Source organism: Arthrobacter sp. Alg241-R88, assembly GCF_900537115.1.
In the GTDB taxonomy this organism is placed as follows: Bacteria; Actinomycetota; Actinomycetes; order Actinomycetales; family Micrococcaceae; genus Arthrobacter.
In genome coordinates this window covers 46,254-70,941 of record NZ_UNRG01000002.1, presented here as the reverse complement: position 1 = coordinate 70,941, position 24,688 = coordinate 46,254, and the positions used below count along the sequence as shown (strand labels likewise).

The following is a 24,688-nucleotide window of genomic DNA, read 5'->3' as shown; positions in this document are numbered from 1 at the left end:
TGAAGGTTATAGTTATGTCAAGTAACTCATGTCTGTGACGGTATTTCCTCTGGTTCACACATTCAATAACCGGCTCCGCGTGTCGGATTAATACCGAAAAGAAAGCGTGTCAGCGGGTCACCGGGTGCCGGGGAACGCTCACGTCGTACACCTTAACCGGGTTTTTGGGATCCGCCGGGACCTTGAGGAGGGCGGCCAGTACTTTGGCCTTGAGTTCCTTCTCCCCCGCGTTGCCCCAGATGATGGTCTGGCCGTCCACAAGTTTGAGTTCCACCGCGTCCACTGACTGTGCTGACGCGTTGGACAGCTTCGCGAGCACATCTGCCGGAAGGGCGCCCAGCACCTCTGCCGTGGCGCGGAAGAGCTCCTTGCCGATGGTGCCGGCACCGCCGTCGATCACCGGCAGCGAGACGGACGACGGGTCGTCGGTAGCTGCCAGCTGGATGCCCTCGACGTCGACCAGCTGGTACTGCTCCCCCTGCTTGACCAGCGCCACGGGCACGCGTTCGCGAACCTCTACCGCCAGGGCCGACGGCGGGCGTGCTTCAGCGGAGACGGACTTGACCTGGACCAGCGGTTCAAGAAGGCGCCCGACTTCCTCATCCGTGATTTGGGGCAGGGGCTTCCCGCGCAGGGGTTCCAGCGCAGTCTGCACCTGGGCAGGCGTCAGCAGGCGGGTCCCGGAAACTGAGATCGTATTCACGGCAAGTACCGGGGAAAAGACCGCCGCGGCCAGCAGCGCGGCCACGGCCGCAACCAGGGTGCCTGCCACGGCCAGTACTTTCCGTTTACGCCGCTTGCCCTTGGGTTCCGGAAACGCCAGGACATTGCCGGCTGGGCCCCCGGAAGCAGTGGAGCTTTCCGCGGGGTTTTCCTTCTTTCGGCCCGCGAACCTGGTTTTCTTCGCCTCTTTGGGCGACTGCGGAGCGGGGTCGGCTACCGGCCGGGAGGCCGAAATGACGTCAGGGCCGTTGCCCGCATCCCGGCTGGCGGTGCCCGGGCGCTGGTTCCGGCCGGAAGTGCTGCCCGCGGGAGTGTTTCCAGCGGTGGTGTTTCCAGCGGCAGTGTTCCCAGCGGCAGGACGCCTGCCGGTGGAAGCGTACGTGGGGCGGCGGGAGCTAGGCACCCAGGGCCTCGACGATCTGCGGACCGTATGCCGTCACATCACCAGCGCCAGCCGTGAGGACGATGTCCCCGTCGCCGGCGGCGGAGGCGAGGGCAGCCACGGCATCCGCGGCGCGGACCAGCCGCCCGCCGTCGTCCAGGTGGTCAGCGATGAGGTGGCTTGTGACGCCGGGAATCGGATCCTCACGGGCGGGGTAGATATCCAGCACCCAGGCAGTATCGGCGAGGTTCAGGGCCTCCGCGAATTCACGGGCGAATTCCCTGGTCCGCGAGAACAGGTGCGGCTGGAACAGGACATGCACCTTGTGGCTGCCGGCTACGGACCGGGCTGCGGCGAGGGCTGCCCGGACTTCCGTGGGGTGGTGGGCGTAGTCGTCGAAGACCCGCACGCCCCGTGCCTGCCCCTTCAGCTCGAAGCGCCGTGAAGCCCCTGAGAACTGTGCCAGGGCACCGGCAGCCACTGCAGCTTCGACGCCCAGTTCAAGGGCCACGGCAAAGGCGGCCGCGGCGTTGAGGGCGTTGTGCCGGCCGGGTACCTGGAGTTCGAGTTGGAAGCTGCCGGCCGGCGTGGACACCGCAACGTCTCCGGGGCCGCCGTCGTGCAGCACCAAGTCCGCCCCAGCGCCTGTCCCGTAGAGCACCACGCGGGTGTTGCCCCGGGCCCGGGTCCGCTCTGCGAGGGCCAGTGCCCCGGCATCATCGGCGCAGGCGATCAGCACGCCGTCAGCCGGCAGCAGGGCGGTGAAGCGGTCAAAGGATTCATAGACTGCCTCCGCAGTGCCGTAGTAGTCCAGATGGTCCGGTTCCACATTGGTCACCACCGCGATGCTGGGCCGGTAGTTCAGGAAGGACCCGTCCGATTCGTCTGCCTCGGCCACAAAAATCCCTGATGTTCCCGACGCTGCATTGACGCCAAGGGCCGGAACATTGGCGCCGATGGCAAAAGAGGGGTCCAGGCCGGCACCCTGCAACAGGACAGCGACCATTGATGTAGTGGTGGACTTGCCGTGTGTCCCGGCCACGGTCACCACCACGTCCTCCCCCATGGTTGCGGCCAGTGCTTCGGAGCGGTGCAGCACCGGCACACCTGCTTCCCTTGCTGCCATCACTTCCGGGTTGTCCGCCCGGATGGCGGAACCGGCCACCACGGTCTGTGCATCCGCCATGTTGGCTGCGTCATATCCAACGGCGATGCGTGCACCGGCAGCGGCAAGGTCGGCCATAACGGGAAGGTCCTTGGCGTCCGAGCCGCTCACGGGTACACCGCGGGCCACCATGATCCGAGCGACGGCGGACATGCCCACGCCGCCGACGCCGACGAAGTGGACCTTCCCCAAGGCGGCAAGGCCAGGGTTACTGACGGAACTCATGCGGATACCGCTTCCAGGACAAGACCAGCCATGCGCTGGTCGGCGTTTCGGATGCCAAGCCGGTATGAATTGGCTGCCATGGTGGCGAGGCGGGACTCGTCGGTGACGAGGGGGATGAGTTCGCTGCCCACCCACCCGGACGTGAAGTCCCGGTCGGCAACGAGCACGGCGCCGCCGGCGGCAACGAGCCCCGCCGCATTGAGCGCCTGTTCCCCGTTGCCGATGGGCAGCGGGACCAGGACGGCCGGCACACCGACGGCGGCAATCTCGCATACCGTCGCCGCACCGGAACGGGCCAGCAGCACATCGGCCGCAGCGTAAGCCAGCTCCATCCCGTCGATGTACTCCACCTGCCGATAGCCGTCGGCGGCGAGCGGCTTGCCGCCGTCGTCCAGGATTGACTTGCCCCGCCCGGTGATGTGCAGGGTCTGGATGCCGGCGTCGGCCAGCTGCCCGAGGGAGGCGGCGATGGTCCGGTTGATGCTCTGCGCGCCGGACGAACCGCCGGTGACGATCAGTGTGGGCTTGGCGGCATCCAATCCCAGCGCCTCCCGGGCTGCGGTGCGGGCGGCCGTCCGGTCGAGGTGCGAGATTTCAGTGCGCATGGGCATGCCCACGTGCAGGGCGCCCTTCAGCGGGGTGGTGTCGAATGCCACTGCCACGCGCTTCGTGAACAGGGCGCCCACCCTGTTCGCCAGGCCGGGCCGGATGTTGGCCTCATGGATCACGATGGGGATACCGCGTTTCCGTGCGGCGAGGTACATCGGCGTGCACACGTAACCGCCCACGCCCACCACGACGTCCGCGCCGGCCTTGTCCAGGATGGCGCCTGCCTGCCGTACGGCGCCGCCGAGCCGGCCAGGGAGGCGAAGGAGGTCCGCGGAAGGTTTTCTTGGGAAGGGCACGCGGTCAATCGTCGCCAGCTCAACACCGGCGGCGGGAACCAGGCGCGTTTCCATTCCTGCCGGTGTTCCCACCGCGAGGATGGCGGCGCCTGGCGCTGCCGTGCGGACGGCAGCCGCGATGGCGAGGAGTGGACTGATGTGGCCGGCGGTTCCGCCGCCCGCCAGGACAATGGAGGGATTCTGGGACGTCATATGGGGCTTAGGCACGCTTTCTTGCAGTCTTCTTCTTGGGCGCCGTGGCGCGGGCCTGCTTGGTCTTGAACTTCAGCATCCGTTTGGGCCGGATCGCCGGGGCCATCTGCTCGCGGGCCAGGGAGAGCACCACTCCGATGGCGCAAAGGGACATCAGCAGGGCGGACCCGCCGTAGGAAATGAAGGGCAGCGGTACGCCGATGACGGGCATCAGCCCGGTCACCACCGACATGTTCACCGTTGCCTGGCCGAGCAGCCACACCATGATGGTGCCGGCAAGCACCCGGTGGAACATGCCTTCCTGTGCCACCACCACCCGGTAGATGGCTGCACCGAGGATGGCGAAGAGGATGAGGACGACGACGGTGCCCACCAGTCCGAGTTCCTCGCCGATGATGGCGAAGATGAAGTCGTTGTGGGCTTCAGGGATCCAGCTGTATTTCTGCCGGCTTTGCCCCAGGCCCACCCCGAACCAGCCGCCGGAGGCCAGGCCGTAGAGCCCGTTGGTTGCCTGGTAGTTGGCATCGATGCCATTGGCGCAGGACTCACCTGTCCACCAGGACGTGATGCGGCACATGCGGTTTGAACTGGTCACCGCCATAACAGCCGTTCCGGCGGCAGCCGCAAGACCTGCGATGCCGAAGAGATAGAGAGGTGCACCGGCAAAGAATAGTGCGGCAGCCGTGATCATCATGATGATCATGGCGGTGCCGAGGTCGTTTCCCACCAGGACCAGGCCAACGATAATGATGGCCATCGGGACGGCCGGGACGAACACATGCACTGCCCGGCTGAGCAGCTTTCCCTTCATGGCCAGGACTGTGGCCATCCAGAGCGCCAAGGCAAGTTTTGATGCCTCCGACGGCTGGAAGGTGATGCCACCGAGGTCAATCCAGTTTTTGTTGCCGTTGACTTCGTCGCCGACCACCTGCACCAGGGCAAGCAGGACCACCGCGGCCCCGATCGCCGGCCAGGCGAGCCGCTTAAGCCAGGTGACATTGATCCGGGACAGCACAAACATGGTGAAGATGCCGATGGCAGCAAACATTCCTTGCTTCAGGGCGTCGCCGTACGGCGATTTTCCGGCAGCAATGGATTCAACACTGGAGGCCGAGAGCACCATCATGATGCCGATGGCCGTCAATGCCAGGGTGGATCCCAGGATGAGGTAGTACGTGGAGCCGTTCCGCGAGGTCCCGGTCCCCTCCAGTGCAGACCAGAACCGGCGGTAGACGGTCCGGAGACGGGCGGTCGCCGCTGACTGGCGCGCGCCGGCCGTTGCCGAGGAGCCGGGGCGTGGCTTGCCGGCCTGCTGCTTATGTGGCTGCTGTTTGGCTGGCTGCGGGCGCGTTGGCGTGCTGACCATTGTTACTCCTCGCCGGTCTGGGCCTGCCCTTCCACCAGCTCGCGGACAGCTTCGATGAAAGTGTCACCACGGTGAGCATAGGAAGAGAACTGATCCATGGAAGCAGCTGCCGGAGCCATCAGCACAGTATCGCCGGACTCGGCGAGCTGTGCTGCTGACGCCACGGCTCTGGCCATCACCGTTTCACCGGGCACGGAAGTGCCGGTTTGGACGGCGCCAGCCGCTTCGGCAGTCTGCACCTCTTCAGTTTCACCCGTCCCCGGGATGATCACGGGGACATCCGGTGCGTGTCGCTGGAGGGCCTCCATGAGCGCCGAGGTGTCGCTTCCGATGAGGACCACGGCCTTGAGCCGCTGGACGTGCTCCCGGACCAGGTCGTCGTAGGTCACTCCCTTGGAGAGGCCCCCGGCGATCCAAATGACGTTGCTGAACGTAGCCAGCGAGGCTGCCGCCGCATGGGGGTTCGTGGCTTTGGAGTCGTTTACCCACAGCACACCATCTTGGCGGGCTACGGGCTGGATGCGGTGGTCACCGGGGATGTAGTCCTGGATGCCCTGGCGCACGGCCTTCGCCTCGACCCCGTAGGCGCGTACCAGACCGGCGGCGGCCAGGGCGTTGGCCACCATGTGGCGCGGCGCAAAGGCCCCCAGGTCGCTCATCGAAGCGAGCTCCGCCGCACTGTCCTTGCGTTCGGCGATGAACGCCCGGTCCACGAGCAGTCCCTCCACCACGCCGAGCATGCTGATGGCCGGGGTGACAGTGGTGAAACCGACGGCGCGGCAGCCCTCCATCACGTCGGCATTTTCCACCATGCGTTCAGTTTCAATTTGCTCGGCGTTGTAAATGCAGGCCTTTTGGGTCTGCTCATAGACCTTCGCCTTGTCGGCGAGGTAGGAATCGTAGGAGCCGTGCCAGTCAACATGGTCCTCGGCCACGTTCAGGCAGACGCTGGCCACGGGCGAGAGCGACTCCGCCCAGTGGAGCTGGAAGCTCGAGAGTTCGACGGCGAAGACGTCGTACTCCACAGGATCGCGGAGGGCGTCCAGGATAGGGGTGCCAACGTTGCCGACGGCGATGGCCTTCAGCCCGGCAGCGCGCAGCATGGATTCGGTGAGGCCCACAGTGGTTGTCTTACCGTTCGTTCCCGTGATGGCGAGCCAATCCGCCGTCTTGCGGCCTTCCCGCACGCGTACGCGCCAGGCCAGTTCGACGTCGCCCCACACCGGGATGTGCGCCCTGGCGGCGGCTGCCAGGAGGGCCTGGTCCGGGCGCCACCCCGGTGAGGTCACGATGAGTTCGGGAAGTTCGCCATCGATCCTGGGAATGCGGGTAACTGCCTCCTCGCCGAGCAGCACATCGGCTGCACCTACGATTTTGAGGGTTTCTGCGTGAGCCTTGGCCGTCGCGCTGGTGGCGGCATCCACCACCACCACGCGGGCACCCAGTTCGATGAGGGTGTCGGCCGCCGCGAAACCGGAGACGCCAATGCCGGTCACGGCTACCCGGAGTCCGGACCAGTCTGAGTCCCAGCTGGTGAGGTTCTTGAGGCGGGAGGAAACGGTCACAGGAGCACAACCCATTCAGCGTAGAAAATGCCGAGCCCGACGGCGACGAAGAGCCCGCCCAGGATCCAGAACCGGACCACCACTGTCACTTCCGCCCAGCCCTGCAGTTCGAAGTGGTGCTGCAGTGGGGCCATCTTAAAGACACGCTTACCGCCGGTGGCTTTGAAGTAGCCCACCTGGATGATGACGGACAGGGTGATCAGGACGAACAGTCCGCCGATGATGCCCAGCAGCAGTTCGGTCCGGGACAGGATGGCGAAACCGGCGATGGCGCCGCCAATGGCCAGCGAACCGGTGTCGCCCATAAAGATCTTGGCCGGCGAAGTGTTCCACCACAGGAAGCCCACCAGCGCGGCGCTCATGATGGCTGCCAGCAGCGCGAGGTCGAGGGGATCACGGACGGAATAGCAACCGCTGCCGGCCTCGCGGGGTGAGCCGCAGGCCTGGTTGCTCTGCCAGATTCCCATCAGCGTGTAGGCACCGAACACCATCACAGAGGCACCTGCGGCGAGGCCGTCGAGGCCATCGGTCAGGTTCACGCCGTTGGTTGCGGCGGTGACAATCAGGTTGGACCAGACCACAAAGAGGATGGCCCCGAGGACAGTTCCGCCGAAGGCAAGGTCCAGCCAGGGCAGGTCACGGACCAGGGAAATTTTAGTGGAGGCCGGCGTGACGCCGGCCCCGTTGGGAAAGTTCAGGGCAAGGACCGCGAAGATGATGCCTACCGCTGCCTGCAGGATCAGTTTTGCCTTGGCGTTCAGGCCGAGGCTGCGCTGCCTGGAGATCTTGATGAAATCGTCCAGGAATCCCACCAGGCCCATTCCCACCATAAGGAACAGCAGGATGAGGGCGGAAGCGGAGGGGCCCGGAGAGTCCGGGTTCACCATCAGCATGATCAGGTGGGTGAGGCCGTAGCTCAGCAGTACCGCCGTCACCACCACTGTCCCGCCCATGGTGGGCGTGCCGCGTTTTGTGTGGTGCGAGGTGGGACCATCGTCCCTGATGAACTGGCCATAGCCGCGGCGGACCAGCAGCCGGATAAAGAGCGGCGTCCCCACCAGGGCGAATAAGAGTGCCAGGCCGGCGCCGATCAAAAGTGCAATCACAGCAGAGTGCTCCTTTCATCGGCGGGTTGCGGGGTTTGTCGGGGTAATGCTATCCGATCGCCCAAATGGCGAAGTCCCACGCTGTTCGAGGACTTGAACAGCACCAGGTCCCCTGGCTGGAGTTCGGAGTCCAGCAGTTCGTAGGCCTCTTCCACTGTTTCCGCGAAGAGGCATTCATCGCCCCAGGAGCCCTCCTGAACCGCTGACACATACAGCGCCCGGGCTTCCCTGCCCACCACCAGCAGGCGGGATATGTTGAGCCGGACCACCTGGGTGCCCACGGCGGTATGTTCCCTGATGGAGTCCTCGCCGAGTTCCAGCATTGCTCCCAGCACGGCCCAGGTACGCCTGCCACGGCCCAGGTCCGCCAGTGTCCGCAGGGCGGCACGCATGGATTCGGGGTTGGCGTTGTAGGCATCGTTGATGATGGTGACGCCGTCTGCCCGCTCAGTGCGCTCCATGCGCCACCGGCTGGCGGCAGTCTGGCTGCTGAGGGAGTTGGCTATGGCCTGTCCGGGCACCCCCGCAGCCCACGCTGCGGCTGCGGCGGCCAGGAGGTTGCCTACATGGTGCGCGCCGATGAGGCGGCTGCTGACGTGGAGGCCGGTTTCGCCGTCCGGCAGCTGGAGGTCGAATTCGGGATGGCCCCCGGCATTGGTGTCGGCGTTAAGTGCTTGTACGGCAGCGTCCCCGCGGCCTTCCGCGGAATATCCAAGGACCGACGCCGACGTGCGGGCGCGCATCACGGCCACCCGCTCGTCGTCGAGGTTTACGACGGCGGTGCCTGCCGGGGCAAGGGCTTCAACAAGCTCCCCCTTGGCCAGGGCGATGTTCTCCACTCCCCCGAACTCCCCCGCGTGGGCAGTTCCCACGGCGAGCACTACGCCGATATCGGGCTTAACCATCTCCGCGAGGTAACGGATGTGGCCGATTCCGGTGGCGCCCATCTCGATCACGAGGTAGCGCGTGTCTGTTCCGGCGCGGAAGACCGTGAGCGGAACGCCGATCTCGCCGTTGTAGGACCCCTGCGGCGCCACGGTATTCCCCTGCGTTGCCAGGATTCCTGCGAGCAGATCCTTGGTGGTGGTCTTTCCGGCCGAGCCGGTGATCCCCACCACTGTGAGTTCGCTGCCTTCCCGGTTGCGCGCAGCACGGATCCTGCGTACGGCCTCTGCGGCAAGTGCCCCCATGGCAAGCACGGCATCCGGAACCAGGACGGAGGGATAGGGGGTCCCGTCCGGTGCGGACACCGGACGCTCCGCCAGAGCCAACGTGGCGCCTGCTGCGAAGGCGGCCGCCACGAAGTCGTGGCCGTCCGCGTGCTCACCCGGCTTTGCGACGTAGAGCGAACCGTGTGTGGATTCGCGTGAGTCCGTGACCACCGAAAGGGGCGTGATCCCGGGATCGGCGTCCAGGCGCCCGTTAGTGATTTCGGCGATCTCCGCCGCAGTAAATGCAATCATCTCGGTCTAGGACTCTATCCGGTCGTCTCGGAGAACGTTGAATCCCCTGGCTGTCAAGGCGCTGCGCAGTTCCACCCTGTCGTCGAGGGCAAGGTTGACGCCTTTGACCTCCTGCCACACCTCGTGGCCCCTGCCTGCCACCAGGATGGTGTCCTCCGGCTGTGCCAGCGCGACGGCATGGCGGATGGCATCGGCGCGGGGGAAGACCTCCAGGACTTCACAGGCCAGGGAGTCTTTTTCTTTCGCTTCCAGGGCTCCTGCCAGGACGTCGGCGCGAATGGCAGCGGCGTCCTCGTCGTGGGGGTCGTCATCGGTGATGATAACGGTGTCCGCGAGCCGGGCGGCGATGGCACCCATTGCAGGGCGTTTACCCTGGTCGCGCTGGCCGGTGGCACCAAACACGACGATGAGGTTGGATCCGGGCTGGGGGGACCGTACCGCCTCAATGGCCCTGGCCAGCGCATCCGTGTTGTGGGCGAAGTCCACGATTGCGGCGGGCGCTTCGGAAACCAGCTGCATGCGTCCGGGCACCGCAACGGTGAAGGGGTCCGACTCGTCCAGTGCTGCCTGCAGTGTACCGGCGTCCACGCCTGCCGTCAGGACCATTACCGCGGCCAGCGCCGCGTTGGCAACGTTGAAGCTGCCGGGGAGGCCGGTGTGCACTGTGAGCACGGCGCTGTCGGGGCCGCTCAGCGTGAATTCTGTACCGAGCCCGCGCGCGGCAGTCCTCGTGACAGTCCAGTCGGCAACGGTCCCGGCAGAGGTGGCGAGCGTGGTGACCGGCACTTTCGCGCCGCCGGCAAGACGGCGGCCCCACTCGTCGTCGACCGTTACCACGGCCGCACGCGCCCGGCGGGGCGTAAAGAGCTCCGCCTTGGTGGCGAAGTAGTCGTCCATGGTGAGGTGCAGGTCCAGGTGGTCCTGGGTCAGGTTGGTGAAGCCAGCAACATCAAACAGCACCCCGTCCACCCGCTGGAAGGAAATAGCGTGGGACGAGACTTCCATGGCGGCCGCTGCCAGTCCCCGTTCCCGCATGAGGGCCAGCAACGCGTGGACATCCGTAGATTCGGGTGTGGTGAGCAGGCTGGGAATCGGATCGCCCCCGGCATGAATCTCAATGGTGCCGATCAACCCGGTCTTCCGGCCCAGCGCGCGCAGCAGCGAGTTGATGAAATAGGTGGTGGTGGTCTTTCCGTTGGTGCCTGTGACGCCAAACAACTGCGGCTGCCCGGCGCCCGGCTGGCTCTGATAGATCAAGGCGGACAGCGGCCCCACCACATTGCGGGGTGAGTCCACGATGAGTACCGGTACCGGAATGTCGGTGGACAGCGCCAGCAGCCTTGCGCCGGCGTCGTCAGTGAGGACGGCGACTGCTCCCGCTTCGATGGCCTGCGGAACGAAGTCGGCGCCATGGCGGGCGGCACCCGGGAGTGCGACGTAAAGGTCCCCCGGCTCCACGGCGCGCGAGTTCAAAGAAATCCCGGTGACTGCCACCTCCGCCGCCGCGCCGGGAACGGCCACACCGATGGCATCGCAAATGCTTGCCAGCCGGACCGCTTCAACAGTTGACGGGCGGAAGCCCTGGCCGGACGGTCCCTCCGGGACGGCGCGGCTATCGGACGGGTTGAGCTCAGACAAGGAATCTCCGATGGTGCTAGTGGATCGTGCCCGGCATGGATGAACCGGTAGTGCTGCTGGTGCGGACTGCTGCCGCCGGGATGCTACTTGGCGAACTGGGGCAGCCGGGCCGGTTCGCCTGTGGACGGCTGGACGTTGTAGGTCCGCAGTGCCTGGCTCATGACCGACCGGAAGACCGGCCCGTTGGTAATCCCGTAGATGCTGCCCTTGGGCCGCTGGAGTACCACCTCCACAATAAACCGCGGATCATCCATCGGTGCCATACCCACCATCGAGGCGGTGTAGCCGCAGAACCCGGATTTGCCGTCGTCGCATGGTGATTCGGAGGTACCCGTCTTTGCGCCCACCCGGTAGCCGTCGATGGCCGCGTCCTTGATTTGCCCCTCGGTAACGGCGCTTTCGAGGATGTCCTGGACCTGCTGGGCGGTATCCTCCGACACGATCTGCCGGGACGGTGCGGCCGGCACCTTTTCCTCTGTTCCGTCCGGGGAAATGTATGCGTCGATGAGCCGGGGCTGCAGCATCACCCCGTTGTTGGCTATGGACTGGAACGCCCGCACTGTCTGGAGCGTGGACTGGGACACGCCCTGGCCGAACAACACCGTGTACTCCTGGCGCCCGTCCCACTGCTGCCAGGGCGTGAGGATACCCGAGGCTGTGGCCGGCAGCCCGATCTCCGGTGCCTCGCCGATGCCAAACTTCTTCAGCCACTCGTACCGCTGCTCCTTGCTCAGGCGCTGGCCGGCCATAACGGTGCCGGTGTTCATCGAGTAACCCAGGATGCCTGCGAGGGTGCGCTCCTCGGTGCCATGGGCAAACGAGTCGCTGAAGGTCTGCCCGTCCACGGTGTAGGTGGGGCCGAGGGTAAACGAATCAAGCGGTTTGGCCTTGCCCTCTTCGATCAGTGCGGCTGCCGTCATCATCTTCTCAACGGATCCGGGCTCGTATGCAGCCGTGACGGCGCGGACCCCGCGGTCCTTGGCCGCCACCCGGCCTGGGTCATTGGGATCAGGGGAATTGGTGTCTGCCATGGCCACCAGGTCGCCGGTCTTGGCGTCCATCACAATGATGACGCCCCACTCGGCGCCGAGCTTGTCCGACTGGCTCTGGATGGCCTGCTGCGCAAAGTACTGCAGGTCCGAGTTGAGGGTGAGCTTGACGTCCTTGCCGTCCTGTGGCGAGGTCAGCTCATCCACGCCCACGGGGATGCGAAGGCCGTCAGCTCCGATCTCGAAAAGGCGTTCGCCGTCCGCGCCCTTCAGCAGTCCGTCCTGGGTCTGTTCTATACCGGCCAGGCCCGTAGCGCCGTCCTGCAGGAACCCGATGATTCCGCCCGCGACGGAACCATTGGGATAGACCCGCTTGCTGACGCCCTCCGTGACGATGCCGGGTATCTGCAGCTTGGAGATCCGGTCCTCGATGTCCGGCTTCACGTCCTTGGCCACAATGTAATAGGGCTGCTCGCCAGTAACGGCGTCCCGGATTGCATCCTTTTCCATGCCCAGGGCTGCGGCAAGCTCCGTGAGCCCCTGGTCCCGGCTGACGTCCACCAGCTTTTCTTTGCCGTCCACCGTGTCCAGGCGCTTGAACGTTTCCGTCTTCGTGTTCACCCGCTGGTCCACCACCACGTTGTAGCGGATTACGCTGTTGGCCAGCACCGTGCCGCGGGAGTCCAGGATGCTGCCCCTCTCGGCAGGCAGGACGGTCCGCTTCATGCGGCTGTTAAGCGCGGCTTCGGCCATTCCCCCGACGTCCAGTCCCTGGACGAGGAAGAGTTTCCCGCCCACCACCAGCAGGAGCGTCAGCATCATGCCAAGGCCCAGGCGGAGACGCTTTTTGGCGTTCGGTACCTTGCCGCTTCTTGCCTTGCCGGTCCTCTGCGCCACCGTAAAATTCCTTGCTGCTCGACCTTGTTGCCTGTCAGACCTGCGGGCCTACTGTCCGGGAACCTTCTGCTCGGGCGCCGGAACCGATCCGCCGTGGAGCTCCACGGGCGGCACTGCCGGAGCCGCCGACGGCGGAGTCTGTGCGGGCGCGGCGTCAGCCGCAGCACCGGAGGCTGCAGCTGCCGGGGCATTGCCGGAGGCTGCGTCACGGGCAGTGCCGGAGGCGGCCGCTGCAGGCGTGTCCTCGACGGGTTTCCGGGCTTCCAGGGGGTCGCGTTTGGTTGCCGGCGGAACCACTGTCAGCTGGCCGGCGACAGCGGGCGCCGGGATAACGGCCCCGGCAGCGCCGTCCTTGACAGCGGGGGTTGCCTTGCCGGTGACGGACAGGGTGGACAGGTCAATCTGGCCCTTCACGGTGGAAGGCACCATCCCCAGTTTCGTTGCTTGGGCGGCAAGGTTCTGGGGTGCTTCGAAGTTCTGGACCTGCTGGGTGAGATCCTGGTTCTGCTTGGTCAGCGTGCTCTGCTTGGCGCGCAGTTCCACCAGCTGGTACTGCGCCGTGGACACCGAAATGTTCAGGACAAGAACGGCGATCAGCGCAACGGCAAGCATGGCGAAGCACAGCACCACGAAGGGGGCGCGGCGCTTGCGGGGAACGGTCCGGACTACGGAGAGCGGGGTGCGGCTCCGTCGCGGCCCGGCCGGCGAACCCGCAGGAAGCTGCTTGGCGGCCGAACCGGAAACGACGGGAAAGTTCTTGACGGCAGCTGTGCTCATTAAGCTCTCCTGGTTCGGATACGTTCCACCGCACGCAGCCTTGCTGAGGCGGCGCGGGGGTTTTCGGCGATTTCGACGGCGGTTGGCACCTCGGTGCCTTTGGTCAGGGTCTTCAGTTCCGGTTTATGTTCTTCCAGCTCCACGGGGAAACCGAGTGGAGCGGAGGATTTGGAGCGCGCCTGAAAGACTCCCTTGACGATCTTGTCCTCCAGCGAGTGATAGGACATCACCACAATGCGGCCGCCCAGTGCTGTGGAATCCACGGCCGCGGGAACGGCGCGTTCCAGGACGTCGAGTTCCTCGTTGACCTCGATCCGAAGTGCTTGGAAGGTCCTCTTGGCCGGATGGCCGCCGGACTTGGCCGCTCCCGCGGGAACGACGGCGCGGATCTGCTCCACCAGTTCACCCGTCGTGGTGAAAGGTTTGACGGCCCGGGAGGCGACGATCCTGTTCGCAATCCGGCCGGCGAACTTCTCTTCGCCCCACTTCCGGATAATCCGGACGAGTTCCTCTTCGCTGTAGTTGTTCACGACGTCAGCTGCGGTCTGGCCCCGGCTGGTATCCATTCGCATGTCCAACGGAGCGTCGAACGAGTACGCAAAGCCCCGTTCGCGCTCGTCCAGCTGGAGCGAGGAAACGCCCAGGTCCATCAGGATTCCGTGGACTTCGGGGACGCCGAGGTCGGCGATGACTTCCTGGATTTCGTCGTAGACGGCGTGCACCAGGTCGGTCCGTGCCTCAAAGGGCGCCAGCCGTTCCCCAGCGAGGGCAAGGGCTTCTTCATCCCGGTCGATGCCGATCAGGTGCAGGTCCGGAAAGCGCTGCAGCATGGCCTCGGAGTGGCCGCCCATTCCCAGGGTCGCATCGATGGCCACCGGTGTTTCACCGCGGCTCCTGGCGGCTTCAAAACCGGGAGCCAACAAATTGATGCACCGGTCCCGCAGGACCGGCACATGGCGTTCGGACGTAGGCTTCGGTTGATCGTTCATGCCTCGTCCTTTCTCGCCGTCGCTGTCACCTGGTGGGTTCTTGGCCCAGATCCCCATCCGCGCCTATCGTCCTGCCCGCCTGGCTCCGGGGAAGTGAGCCAGGTTGGCCTGCCGATGGGCCGGCTGGAGATCTCAGCCAAGAAAGCTGCCCGCTGCCCTGTTCCGGTCAGAGAATGCCCGGAATGGGGTCATCGGTTTCGGAAAAGGCTGTCTCCTTCTCCGCGAGGTACTCATTCCAAGCCTGGGCGTCCCAGATCTCGGCGCGGGTTCCGGCGCCAATGACGGCCAGTTCCCTCCCGAGTCCTGCGTACTCCCGGAGCGCCGGTGGAATGGTCACGCGCCCCTGCTTGTCAGGTACCTCGTCAGAGGCTCCAGAGAGAAAGACGCGGATATAGTCCCGCGCCTGTTTTGAGGAGATTGGCGCCTCCCGCATTTGCTCGTGAACCCGGGCAAATTCCTTCTCGCTGAAGACGTAGATGCAACGTTCCTGGCCCCTGGTGAGAACCAGTCCGCTGGCAAGTTCCTCCCGGAACTTCGCGGGGAGAATGATCCGTCCCTTTTCATCCAGACGTGGCGAATGCGTGCCCAGAAACACTGGCCCACCGCCTGTCCGATGTCAGGAACTGCACATCCCCTATGTTGCAACCACCCTCTTATGTCCTCCACATTACTCCACTTTCCCCCACAGTCAACGCGAAAAGGGGGTGTGGAGGCGCAATTATTGGGAATTCAGCCGCTAAATTGCGCGGAATTGCTGTGGTGGTGGGAAGTGGAGGACTTTCCCCGTGCCCGGGCCGCTATCCGCCTGAGCGAAACCCCAATGCACCGGCGGGATTGGCCGCCGCCGGTTTTCGAGCCCGGTTAAACGCGAAAAGACCCGCCGAAGCGGGTCTTTTTGGCGCGATCCCCCACCGGGGGGAGCAAAGTGGGGTACCGGGGGGGCTTCCGGATCAGGGGCGCTCCTTGAGGCTAGGGCTCGCCCCTGCGCCTCTCGTCCCAGCGTTCCTCCAGGCTGCTCATGAAGGAGCTCCGCTGTTTGCCGGCTTTACCGGTGCCGGACTTGGCGCCCTTCGCGCCGGAAGAGCTGCTGCGCATGGTGGCGAAGTAGACGCCGCCCCCCATCACAACGAAGCCCAGGACACCAACAAATATATTTTGGAGGGTAACGCCCACCAGCAAGAGGAAGACGCCTGCCAGCGCACCAAGGACGCCGATCACGACGTGTCTCGTCGACCACGAGCGCCCGGGGTCCGACCCCATGGAATTCGCGAACTTTGGGTCATCCTCGTGAAGCTGCTTCTCCAGCTGCTCAAGCAGCTTCTGTTCGTGCTCCGACAGCGGCATCACGACCTCCTTTTGTAGGCCAACGTCCGGGCTGGTCCCAGCCACTACTTCTGCTCGGATAACGTCCGGCATGCCTTAGTGGTTCCCGCCTCCGCCGGCAATGGCGAAAACGCAAACCCGGCATGCAGACGCCGGAGCGGGAGCATGTCCAAGAGAGTCCGGCAGTAAGTCCGTCACTCAAAAACTTTGTATCTATAAGGATAGTTTGTTCAGGGCGGTTCTGAAAGACGGCAATGACTTTCGCGGCGCGCTTCCGGCGGCCTATTTGCCGGGCTTATCCGGAGCCGCTGCCCGGCTCCAGAAGCCGGGCCGGAAGGACCGGATGACCACCGAATTTGCGCGCCACCTGGTCCACGGCCTGCTCAGCAGCCCGCCAGTTTTCATCCCTGCGGTCGATACTCAGCTGGAGCGAGGTCCGCGCTGCTTCTTCAAGCTGCTCGGCCCGCACTCCTACCAGCCTGACAGCCATTGGCCTGGCCACGGAGTCCAGGAGCTGAAGCGCCACTCCATAGATGAGCTGTGCACTGTCCACGGGCGTCTGAACGGTCCGGCTGCGCGTGATGGTGGAAAAGTCCGCGAAGCGCAGCTTCAAGGCGATGGTTCGGGCCACCATTCCGGAACTTCGCAGCCGCTCTGCAGTACGGTGCGAAAGCCGCAGCAGTTCGCGGTGGAGGAGGGCGTCGTCGGCGGTGTCCTCTGCAAAGGTTTCCTCAGCCCCGATGCTCTTCTCAAGGCGGACAGGCGTCACGGGACGCGGGTCTATCCCCCACGCGAGCTGATGTACGTGGATTCCGGTGACGCCCAGCATCTTCTTGAGCGAGGAGACCGGCGTGGCCGCCAGGTCCGCCACGGTTTTGATGCCCATCCTCGCCAGGACATCCGCGGTTTTTGCGCCAACTCCCCAGAGGGCCCCGACCGGCAGGCTGTGGAGATAGGGAACTGTTTCCTCCGGCCCGATCAGGAGCAAACCGTCCGGTTTGCAGCGGGTGGATGCAATTTTTGCCACAAATTTTGTCTCAGCGATCCCCACGGAGGCGGTAATGCCCAGGTCCGCGGCTACCCGGCTCCGGATGAGCTCACCGATGCTCCGCGGCGGACCCAGCCGGCGGATGGCACCACCGACATCCAGGAACGCTTCGTCCACACTCAGCGGCTCGACGAGTTCGGTAACCGATCCGAAGATCGCCATCAGCTCGGCGGAAACTTCGTAGTACACCTTGTGCCGGGGCTCGATAATCACTGCCTGGGGGCACATGCGCATAGCCACTGCCATAGGCATGGCGGACTTAACGCCGAACGCCCTGGCTTCGTAGGACGCGGACAAAACAACCGAGCGCTCCGCCGGATAGCCAACGATGACGGGTTTGCCCCGGAGGTCGGGCCGCGTGCGGAGTTCCACAGAGACGAAAAAGGCGTCCATGTCCACGTGCATAATGCAGTTGCGCCTGCGGCGCTGAAGACCTGCTCCGGCCGGCTCGTTCGTCCCAACAGGTCCCACGGCTGCAATCCTATCGCTTTGTACTGACTAAACTGGAGGCTGAATCCGGCATCTACACCAGGAGGAAAGTCCCTGTGACGGTCATTGGAAACCTTAAGCCAGCAGCCTTGGCGGCTTTCGCTGCCGGGGCGGTATTGGCCCTTGCTGCCTGCAGCCCAACGCCCTCAGGAACACCGGATCCCGCAGCCTCCGCTTCTTCGCCGGAAACTGCCCAGTCCACCATGACAGCTTCGGCCAGCCCCTCCGCCTCGCCCAACACGTCCGCCACGGTGGGCGCCGTCGTCGAAGGATTCCCCCAGCAGCTCCTCCCGCTCATGCCCGGCGCGAGCGTGGTGTCCAGCAGCTTCGACAAGGCATCGACGCCGGCCACCGCCGCCCTGGTTGCCACCATAACCTCGCCCGCTGCGGCTGTCCTGGACTTCTACACCAAGGAGCTGGAGGCCCGCGGGTTCAAGGCAGTCCCGGGTGAAGCCGTGGGGGCGGTAGCTTCGAAGGACTTTGTCCGGGGAGACAATGAGACGGTCAATCTCTCCGCCGTGGAAGCGGCCGGTGTTGTCACTTTTACCATCGGCGCCAACGTGGCAGCTGAGTCAGCCAAGTGACGGCAGCTGAGCAGCTAAGGAATGAACAGGCCGCCTTTGTGGCGGCAGTGGCAGGTGAACTGACTGACTTTCTCACGTCCCGGCAGTCCATTATGTCCGCCATCTCACCGGACATCGAACCCATCATGGGCTCCATTTCCAACCTGGTGACCGGCGGAAAGCGCCTGCGGGCGCTGATGTGCTACTGGGGCTGGCGGGGCGCCGGCGGCGAGCCGGCGGCCCGGCAGGTAGTGACGGCCGGAGCAGCGCTGGAATTGTTCCAGGCCGCCGCGTTGATCCATGACGACATCATTGACCGCTCCGACACGAGGCGGGGCGGACCCAGTGTCCACCGCCGCTTCAGCGAACTCCACGGGACCCGCGGCTGGGCCCTGGACAGTGAGCGGTTTGGGCAGGCCGCTGCAATCCTCACTGGAGACCTGTGCCTCTCATTCAGTGAGGAAGCGTTCACCGATATTGGCGAGAACGCCGCAGCCGGCAGCCGTGCGCGGCTGATCTTCAACCTGATGCGGGCAGAGGTGATGGCCGGCCAGTACCTGGACATCCTGGAGGAAGTCGCGGGCCCGGTTAGGGACCGCGCAGGTGCGGTCAGCAGGGCGCAGTCCATCATCAGGTTCAAGTCCGCCAAGTATTCAACGGAGCATCCGCTGGCGCTCGGCGGAGCACTCGCCGGAGCCTCGAACGAACTGCTCCGCGGCTACTCGGCATTCGCGTTGCCCCTTGGCGAGGCCTTCCAGCTTCGGGATGACGTGCTGGGCGTCTTCGGCGATCCGCTTACCACGGGCAAGCCCGCCGGCGACGACCTGCGCGAAGGAAAGCGGACTGTGTTGGTGGCGCTGGCTTTGGACCAGGCGTCGGAAGCCGAATCCGCCTTTATCGACGCCAGGCTGGGCAGCCCCGACCTCTCCGATGAGGACATTCTTGAGATCCGCCGGATCATCGAAGAGTCGGGAGCTTTGCAGGCCACTGAAGTCCTGATCAATGAATTCGGCGCGGCAGCATTCGACGCCCTCGAGGCGCTTCCACTGCATGAACTGCCCAAAACCGCCCTGCGCAGGCTGGCTGAAGCAACCGTCAGCCGTGCCTCCTGACTAAGGGGGACAAAGCAGGAGGCAAAGCCGGACAGCTACCAGGCCAGGGTCTGCGCCCTGCGCCTGATTTCTGTTTTGCGGCCCTCCCGCAGGGCGTCAATGGGACGTCCGCGCAGTGACTCGTCAGGCGTGAAAAGCCACACGATAAGGTCCTCGTCCGAATAGCCGGCGTCTGCGAGCACAACAATGGTGCCTTTAAGGCTGTCTACCACCTGGCCGTCCTGAATGAATTCAGCCGGAACCGACCGGATATTCCGCTCTCCCACCCGCAGAGCCGCCAAGGCATGTTCATCAAGCAAACTGTGGACTCTGGTGATGGAAACATCCAATAAACGGGCGACGTCGGGCAAGGGCAACCATTCGCCCACGAGGTTTTCTACATTACTCACGGATCAAGGTTGCCATGGGGCGTACCGCCGCGCCTAGTCGGGAAAATTCCCGGAGCGGCCCTGACCTGCGGACACTCCACGAATTACTTCTTGCAGGTAATGCGTGATTTCTTGTGCTAACTGCAAATTCGTGAGAGATTCACATAGATCACATTCGTAACAGCAATAACACGAGTAACAGTAGTATCAGAATGACAGCGGCATCCCCGCCCGCGCCCGCAGTTGAGAAGAGGATTCTTTCCATGACGATGTCCCGCTCGCCCAAGCAGCCCCCCAAGCCGAGTCTGCCTATGATCGCTGCCACCACGGCAGCGCTGCCAGCGGTCGTATTGTCATCCTTGGCCCTCGCCCAGCCCGCCGCCGCCGAGCAGCCTGCCCGCGCCGTGCCTGCCACGCTGGCCGCGGCGATGAAAGCACAGGCGGCAGCACAGGCGACGGCGGCTGTCATCCCGGCCTCGTCCGTCTCCACCACCATCCCCACGGCCTTCAAGCCGGCGCAGCCGGCCGCACCGGCTGAGTACACGATCGCCCGGGGCGACACCATCAGTGCCATTGCGGGCAGGTTCGGGTTGAACACGGGCGAAATACTGAAGCTTAACAACCTGCAGGCGAACACCATCATTTACCCGGGACAGAAGATCAAGCTGTCAGGCTCGGCCGCCGCGCCGGCAGCCCCGGCGCCGGCAGCCGCTCCCGCTGCCCCCTCCACTGCCGGCGGCGGTGCCACCTACACCGTGAAGCCTGGCGACACGCTGGGTGCCATTGCTGCAAAGCACAAGGTGAGCCTTGCCGATGTCTTCGCCTGGAACAACCTCAATATGCGTTCCATCATCTACCCCGGGCAGAAAGTCAAAGTCGGCGGTGGTGATGCCGCTCCAGCCCCGGCCGCCCCGGCCCCTGCCCCGGCAGCACCCGCCCCGGCCCTGGCAAACTCCTCCGCCCCTGCCCCGGCTTCCGGCTCGTACACGGTCAAAGCAGGCGACACGCTTTCCGCCATCGCTTCGCGCCACGGCGTCAAGCTTTCGGAGCTCCTCTCCGCCAACCGCATGAACATGGGCACCGTGATCTACCCGGGCAACAAGCTGGCCATCCCCGGCGCCGGCCAGCAGGCCCCGCAGCCGGCTGCCTCGGTCACGCCGCTGGTGCCCAGTTCCTTCCTTGGCTTCAGCTACCCGGCGGCCGTGGTGAGCTCGGCAAACGAAAACAAGGCGCTCCTGAACGCTTCGCCCGTCCCCTCCCGGGAGCAGATGCGCGGCATCGTTGCGGACACCGCGCGCGCCATGGGTGTGGAGCCGTCACTCGCCCTCGCCTTCGCCCACCAGGAGTCCGGCTTCGACCAGCGCGCGGTATCCCCCGCCAACGCCATCGGGACCATGCAGGTCATCCCCAGCTCGGGCCAGTGGGCCTCGGACCTGGTGGGACGAAAGCTGAACCTCCTTGATCCCTATGACAATGCGACGGCCGGGGTGGCGATCATCCGCCAGCTCCTCGCCACCAGCAAGGACCGGGACACGGCCATCGCCGGCTACTACCAGGGCCAGTATTCTGTGAGCAAGTACGGCATGTACGACGACACCAAGGCCTACGTCGCGGCCATCAAGGCACACCAGAAGAACTTCGGCTAGCACCGCGGTCCGCTTCCCGGCATCGGGAGCGGCAAGGAGAACTCGGCACGGGTCCGGACCGATATCGGTTCGGACCCGTTTCATTGCTGGATTACGATCGTAGGGTGCAGGAACACGTGTCAGACCCCCTGGTAGGAACCCTGGTGGACAACCGGTACGCCGTCAGGTCCAGGCTGGCGCGCGGCGGCATGTCCACTGTTTATGTGGCGACGGACCAGAGGCTGGAGCGGGACGTGGCCCTGAAGGTGCTGCACCCCCACCTCTCCGCCGATGAAAGTTTCCTGGACAGGCTGGGCCGAGAGGCCAAGGCTGCCGCCAGGCTGTCCCACCCCCACGTAGTGGGAGTGCTGGACCAGGGCACTGACGCCCATACCGCGTACCTGGTCATGGAGTACATCAAAGGCCATACGCTGCGGGACGTTATCAGGGAGAAGGGCGCACTTCCGCCCCGGCTTGCTTTGGCGCTGATCGATCCCGTGGTGGAAGGCCTCGGCGCCGCCCACGCAGCCGGGTTCATCCACCGGGACGTGAAACCCGAGAACGTCCTGATAGCCGATGACGGCAGAATCAAGATCGGCGACTTCGGCCTGGCCCGCGCAGTCACCACGTCCACCAGCACGGGCGCGCTGCTGGGAACCGTTGCCTACCTATCCCCGGAACTCGTCCTCGGTAAATCCGCGGACGCGCGGAGCGACGTGTACTCCGTGGGCATCATGCTTTACGAGATGCTGACCGGCCAACAGCCGTTCACCGGTGAGGTCCCGATCCAGGTGGCTTACCAGCACGTCAACGGCGTCGTGGGGCCTCCTTCCGCCCTGGTGCCGGGCCTGGCGGCGGAGGTGGACGAACTGGTGCAGTGGTGTACGGCAAATGATCCGGAGAACCGCCCCATCGACGGGAATGCGCTGCTCCAGGAACTGCGCCACATCAGGACCAACCTCAGCGATCGGGAACTGGACCTGCAGCCTCCCGCGGCCCTGGACGCCGGGGGCCCCGCCGGAAACCAGAACCGGACCGAAGTGATATCCCGCACAAATAATCCAACAAGCGTTATGCCGTTTGGCCGGCCCGCGGCGCCACCGTACCAGCCGCGGCAGCCGCAGGCGGGTCAGGCTCCCGGCCGGGAGGCGCCGCACGCGGACTCCGCTCATCGGCACCTCCTCACTCCCCCGGAAAAGGACGACGACGCCCCGTGGGCCGCCACGCCTCCGGCGCCTATGAGCAAGCGGGCGCAGCGCAAGGCCGACAAGGAGGAGGAGAAAGCCCGGGCCCGCGCTGCAGCCACTCCGGCACGGAACCTCCGCGAAGGGAGCCCGCGCCGCCGTGGGGTCCTGTGGGTGGTGGTCCTGGTCATCGCCGCGCTGCTTGCCACAGGTGCCGGCTGGTTCTTCGGCATGGGTCCCGGCTCGGCCGCGGCCATCCCAACCGTGGCAAACAAGACGGTGGCACAGGCCCAGGAACTCCTTAGCCAGGCAGGATTCCGGTCCACCTCCAGGGATGTTTTCGACGAGGATGTTCCCAGCGGGCTGGTGGTGGGCACTGAACCGCCGGCCGGATCGGAGATCCGGAAATTCCAGCCGGTCTCGGTGTTTGTCTCAAAGGGTCCGCAACTATTCCCGCTGCCCGGGCTGACGGCCGGCACGCTGGAGGAAGCCAAGACCGGCCTCAACGCCGCCGGGATGGCGCTTGGGACTGTTACCGAGCAGTTTGATGAAGCTGCAGCCGCGGGCGTTGTCCTGTCGCAGGATCCGGCAGCCGATACCCCTGCCCGGCGGGGAACGCCCGTCAACCTTGTGGTCTCGAAGGGCCCCGAGCCGATCCCGGTGCCCAACGTAGTGGGCCAGGATGAGGCTGACGCAAAGGACGCCATCGAAGCGGCCGGGCTGAAGGCTGACGTTGCGCGCGAAGAAGTGTTTGACCGGAACATCCCCGAGGGCGCGGTGGTCAGCCAGTCCCCGGCCAACGGGACCCTCACCCGCGGCGCAACGGTGACCCTGACCATCTCGAAGGGGCCCAGGATGGTGGAGGTACCCAGCTACATCGGCAAGCAGGCAACGGAGGCGAAGCGGGCACTTGAGGCCCTGGGCTTCCGCGTGCAGGTGAACAACATCCTGGGCGGCTTCTTCGGCACCGTCCGCGACCAGGACCCTGTGGATACAGAAGTACCTGAAGGATCAGTCATCACACTGACCGTGGTGTAGGCGGGACCGGCCCGCCCACACCAGGCACCCGCAGGTGCCGGCCGGACATCAGTGCTTGGAACAGCTCAGTGTTTGGAACAGCTCAGTGCTTGGCGAGTGCCCCCGCCACCAGGAACGCCATTTCCAGCGACTGCATGTGGTTCAGCCGGGGGTCGCAAACTGACTCGTAGCGGTCCAGGAAGGCTTCCTGGTCGATCGGATCAGCTCCGCCGAGGCACTCGGCAACGTCGTCGCCCGTCATTTCCACGTGCAGTCCGCCAGGAACAGTGCCCAGGGCGTGGTGCACCTCGAAGAAGCCGCGCACCTCGTCAATGACGTCATCGAAGTTGCGGGTCTTGTACCCGTTCGGGGACGTCACGGTGTTGCCATGCATGGGGTCGGTGACCCAAAGGACCTGCGCGCCTGAGGCGGTGACCTTTTCGACGACGGCGGGCAGCTTCTCGCGGATGTTGCCGGCACCCATGCGGGTGATGAACGTCAGCCTGCCGGGTTCGCGCTCCGGATCCAGCCTGTCGATCAGGCGGAGGGCATCGTCACCGGTGGTGGACGGGCCCAGCTTAACGCCGATGGGGTTCCGCACGCGGGACAGGAAATCGACGTGCGCGTGGTCCAGTTCGCGGGTGCGCTCCCCGATCCAGAGGAAGTGCGCTGAGGTGTCGTACGGGAATCCGGTGCGGGAGTCGATCCGGGTGAGGGCACGTTCGTAGTCCAGGAGGAGCGCCTCGTGGCTGGCGAAGAACTCAACGCGCTTAAGCGCCTCGAAGTCCGCACCGCAGGACTCCATGAACATAATGGCCCGGTCGATGTCCCGCGCCAGGGACTCGTAGCGGGCGTGGGCCGGGTTCTCGGTGAAGCCCTTGTTCCACTGGTGTACCGAGCGCAGGTCCGCAAATCCGCCCTGGGTGAAGGCGCGGATGAGGTTCAGCGTGGAGGCGGACGTGTGGTAGGCGCGGAGCATTCGCGCGGCGTCATGGCCGCGGGATTCGGGCGTGAACTCGTAGCCGTTCACGATGTCGCCGCGGTACGCCGGCAGTGTCACGCCGTCGCGCGTTTCATCGTTGGATGAGCGGGGCTTTGCGAACTGGCCTGCCATCCTGCCCATCTTGATAACGGGCATCGCGGCGCCGTAGGTCAGGACCACTGCCATCTGGAGGATGGTCTTGACGCGGGCGCTGATCTTGTCCGCCGTAGCTGCTTCGAAGGTTTCGGCGCAGTCGCCGCCCTGCAGCAGGAACGCCTTGCCCTGGGCAGCAGCAGCCAGCCGCTCGCGGAGGACATCCACCTCGCCGGCGAAGACCAGCGGAGGAAGGACGGAGAGTTCCTTTACCGAGGCATCGAATACGTCCCTGTCCTGCCAGCTGGGCTGCTGGGAAATAGGCAGGTCCCGCCAGTCATCGAGTCCGGGATAGTTGGCCGCTCCGCTCTGGGCGGTGCTGGACAGCGAAAAGGCAGGTTTTGCAGATAGCTCAGTCACCCTCTAAGACTAACGGTCGCGCAGGCACGGGGAACACCACGGCGTCACGCATCCAGGGCTCGGCGTCACAGACATCCGCCGG

20 protein-coding genes are annotated in these 24,688 nt (G+C 65.1%); 4 read left to right on the top strand and 16 right to left on the bottom strand.

The features are described 5' to 3' along the window. Positions 1-109: 109 nt before the first annotated feature. The 14 genes from G6R19_RS05140 to dinB form a co-directional block, all read right to left on the bottom strand. Complete coding sequence (locus G6R19_RS05140; RefSeq protein ID WP_163163043.1) at positions 110-1,126, bottom strand: cell division protein FtsQ/DivIB; 1,017 nt, start codon at positions 1,124-1,126, stop codon at positions 110-112. Further along, entirely contained in the window at positions 1,119-2,495 is a 1,377-nt protein-coding gene (murC, locus tag G6R19_RS05135) for a UDP-N-acetylmuramate--L-alanine ligase (protein WP_163163042.1), read from the bottom strand. The genes G6R19_RS05140 and murC overlap by 8 nt, the downstream gene beginning before the upstream one ends. Beyond that, positions 2,492-3,592 (bottom strand): undecaprenyldiphospho-muramoylpentapeptide beta-N-acetylglucosaminyltransferase, encoded by a 1,101-nt coding sequence (gene murG / locus G6R19_RS05130; protein WP_163164107.1) that lies wholly within the window; start codon positions 3,590-3,592, stop codon positions 2,492-2,494. Before murG ends, murC begins: the two co-directional genes overlap by 4 nt. Positions 3,593-3,599: 7 nt before the next feature. Then, positions 3,600-4,958 (bottom strand): putative lipid II flippase FtsW, encoded by a 1,359-nt coding sequence (gene ftsW, locus G6R19_RS05125; RefSeq protein ID WP_163163040.1) that lies wholly within the window; start codon positions 4,956-4,958, stop codon positions 3,600-3,602. Between the two features lie 2 nt (positions 4,959-4,960). After that, positions 4,961-6,538, bottom strand: a complete 1,578-nt coding sequence (gene murD / locus G6R19_RS05120) for a UDP-N-acetylmuramoyl-L-alanine--D-glutamate ligase (protein ID WP_205484252.1) — start codon at positions 6,536-6,538, stop codon at positions 4,961-4,963. Then, positions 6,520-7,629: a phospho-N-acetylmuramoyl-pentapeptide-transferase gene (gene mraY, locus G6R19_RS05115; RefSeq protein ID WP_163163036.1), complete on the bottom strand. Its 1,110-nt coding sequence runs from the start codon at positions 7,627-7,629 to the stop codon at positions 6,520-6,522. Before mraY ends, murD begins: the two co-directional genes overlap by 19 nt. Next, positions 7,626-9,092, bottom strand: coding sequence for a UDP-N-acetylmuramoyl-tripeptide--D-alanyl-D-alanine ligase (gene murF / locus G6R19_RS05110; protein ID WP_163163034.1), 1,467 nt, complete (start codon positions 9,090-9,092; stop codon positions 7,626-7,628). The genes mraY and murF overlap by 4 nt, the downstream gene beginning before the upstream one ends. Before the next feature lie 6 nt (positions 9,093-9,098). After that, the gene (locus G6R19_RS05105; RefSeq protein ID WP_163163032.1) at positions 9,099-10,730 is read right to left on the bottom strand and encodes a UDP-N-acetylmuramoyl-L-alanyl-D-glutamate--2,6-diaminopimelate ligase; all 1,632 of its coding nucleotides are present in this window, start codon (positions 10,728-10,730) and stop codon (positions 9,099-9,101) included. A gap of 83 nt (positions 10,731-10,813) precedes the next feature. Further along, positions 10,814-12,616 carry a penicillin-binding protein 2 gene (locus G6R19_RS05100; protein WP_163163030.1) on the bottom strand — a complete coding sequence of 601 codons (1,803 nt, stop codon included), beginning with the start codon at positions 12,614-12,616 and terminating at the stop codon, positions 10,814-10,816. A gap of 48 nt (positions 12,617-12,664) precedes the next feature. Further along, entirely contained in the window at positions 12,665-13,393 is a 729-nt protein-coding gene (locus G6R19_RS05095) for a hypothetical protein (RefSeq protein ID WP_163163028.1), read from the bottom strand. Beyond that, on the bottom strand, positions 13,393-14,382 hold the full coding sequence (gene rsmH, locus G6R19_RS05090; RefSeq protein ID WP_163163026.1) for a 16S rRNA (cytosine(1402)-N(4))-methyltransferase RsmH: 990 nt from the start codon (positions 14,380-14,382) through the stop codon (positions 13,393-13,395). Before rsmH ends, G6R19_RS05095 begins: the two co-directional genes overlap by 1 nt. Positions 14,383-14,548: 166 nt before the next feature. Beyond that, a complete protein-coding gene (mraZ, locus tag G6R19_RS05085) occupies positions 14,549-14,977 on the bottom strand; it encodes a division/cell wall cluster transcriptional repressor MraZ (protein WP_018763545.1) in 429 nt (142 codons plus the stop codon). A 374-nt stretch (positions 14,978-15,351) separates the two neighbouring features. Next, entirely contained in the window at positions 15,352-15,726 is a 375-nt protein-coding gene (locus tag G6R19_RS05080) for a DUF3040 domain-containing protein (RefSeq protein ID WP_163163024.1), read from the bottom strand. Positions 15,727-16,000: 274 nt separating this feature from the next. Next, complete coding sequence (gene dinB, locus G6R19_RS05075; protein WP_240341773.1) at positions 16,001-17,224, bottom strand: DNA polymerase IV; 1,224 nt, start codon at positions 17,222-17,224, stop codon at positions 16,001-16,003. Between the two features lie 74 nt (positions 17,225-17,298). Here dinB and G6R19_RS05070 point away from each other — a divergent pair, with 74 nt between their 5' ends. Then, entirely contained in the window at positions 17,299-17,826 is a 528-nt protein-coding gene (locus G6R19_RS05070; RefSeq protein ID WP_163163022.1) for a hypothetical protein, read from the top strand. Next, on the top strand, positions 17,823-18,917 hold the full coding sequence (locus G6R19_RS05065) for a polyprenyl synthetase family protein (protein ID WP_163163020.1): 1,095 nt from the start codon (positions 17,823-17,825) through the stop codon (positions 18,915-18,917). Before G6R19_RS05070 ends, G6R19_RS05065 begins: the two co-directional genes overlap by 4 nt. 35 nt (positions 18,918-18,952) lie before the next feature. On the opposite strand, the gene G6R19_RS05060 is transcribed toward G6R19_RS05065, so the two are convergent. Next, a complete protein-coding gene (locus tag G6R19_RS05060) occupies positions 18,953-19,306 on the bottom strand; it encodes an Rv2175c family DNA-binding protein (RefSeq protein ID WP_205484251.1) in 354 nt (117 codons plus the stop codon). A 242-nt stretch (positions 19,307-19,548) separates the two neighbouring features. Between G6R19_RS05060 and G6R19_RS05055 the strand changes: the two genes are divergently transcribed. Together G6R19_RS05055 and pknB are read left to right on the top strand one after the other, a co-directional pair. Beyond that, complete coding sequence (locus G6R19_RS05055) at positions 19,549-20,931, top strand: lytic transglycosylase domain-containing protein (RefSeq protein WP_163163019.1); 1,383 nt, start codon at positions 19,549-19,551, stop codon at positions 20,929-20,931. 104 nt (positions 20,932-21,035) lie between these two features. Then, positions 21,036-23,132: a Stk1 family PASTA domain-containing Ser/Thr kinase gene (pknB, locus tag G6R19_RS05050; protein ID WP_163163017.1), complete on the top strand. Its 2,097-nt coding sequence runs from the start codon at positions 21,036-21,038 to the stop codon at positions 23,130-23,132. Positions 23,133-23,214: 82 nt separating this feature from the next. On the opposite strand, the gene G6R19_RS05045 is transcribed toward pknB, so the two are convergent. Beyond that, on the bottom strand, positions 23,215-24,606 hold the full coding sequence (locus tag G6R19_RS05045; protein ID WP_163163015.1) for a 3-deoxy-7-phosphoheptulonate synthase class II: 1,392 nt from the start codon (positions 24,604-24,606) through the stop codon (positions 23,215-23,217). Positions 24,607-24,688 lie beyond the last annotated feature (82 nt).

Coding starts and splice junctions, on each gene's coding strand:
- G6R19_RS05080 (WP_163163024.1), bottom strand. CDS start 15,726: ATGCCGCTGTCGGAGCACGAACAGAAGCTGCTTGAGCAGCTGGAGAAG.
- ftsW (WP_163163040.1), bottom strand. CDS start 4,958: ATGGTCAGCACGCCAACGCGCCCGCAGCCAGCCAAACAGCAGCCACAT.
- murC (WP_163163042.1), bottom strand. CDS start 2,495: ATGAGTTCCGTCAGTAACCCTGGCCTTGCCGCCTTGGGGAAGGTCCAC.
- murG (WP_163164107.1), bottom strand. CDS start 3,592: ATGACGTCCCAGAATCCCTCCATTGTCCTGGCGGGCGGCGGAACCGCC.
- murF (WP_163163034.1), bottom strand. CDS start 9,092: ATGATTGCATTTACTGCGGCGGAGATCGCCGAAATCACTAACGGGCGC.
- G6R19_RS05095 (WP_163163028.1), bottom strand. CDS start 13,393: ATGAGCACAGCTGCCGTCAAGAACTTTCCCGTCGTTTCCGGTTCGGCC.
- G6R19_RS05055 (WP_163163019.1), top strand. CDS start 19,549: ATGACGATGTCCCGCTCGCCCAAGCAGCCCCCCAAGCCGAGTCTGCCT.
- murD (WP_205484252.1), bottom strand. CDS start 6,538: ATGGGTTGTGCTCCTGTGACCGTTTCCTCCCGCCTCAAGAACCTCACC.
- rsmH (WP_163163026.1), bottom strand. CDS start 14,382: ATGAACGATCAACCGAAGCCTACGTCCGAACGCCATGTGCCGGTCCTG.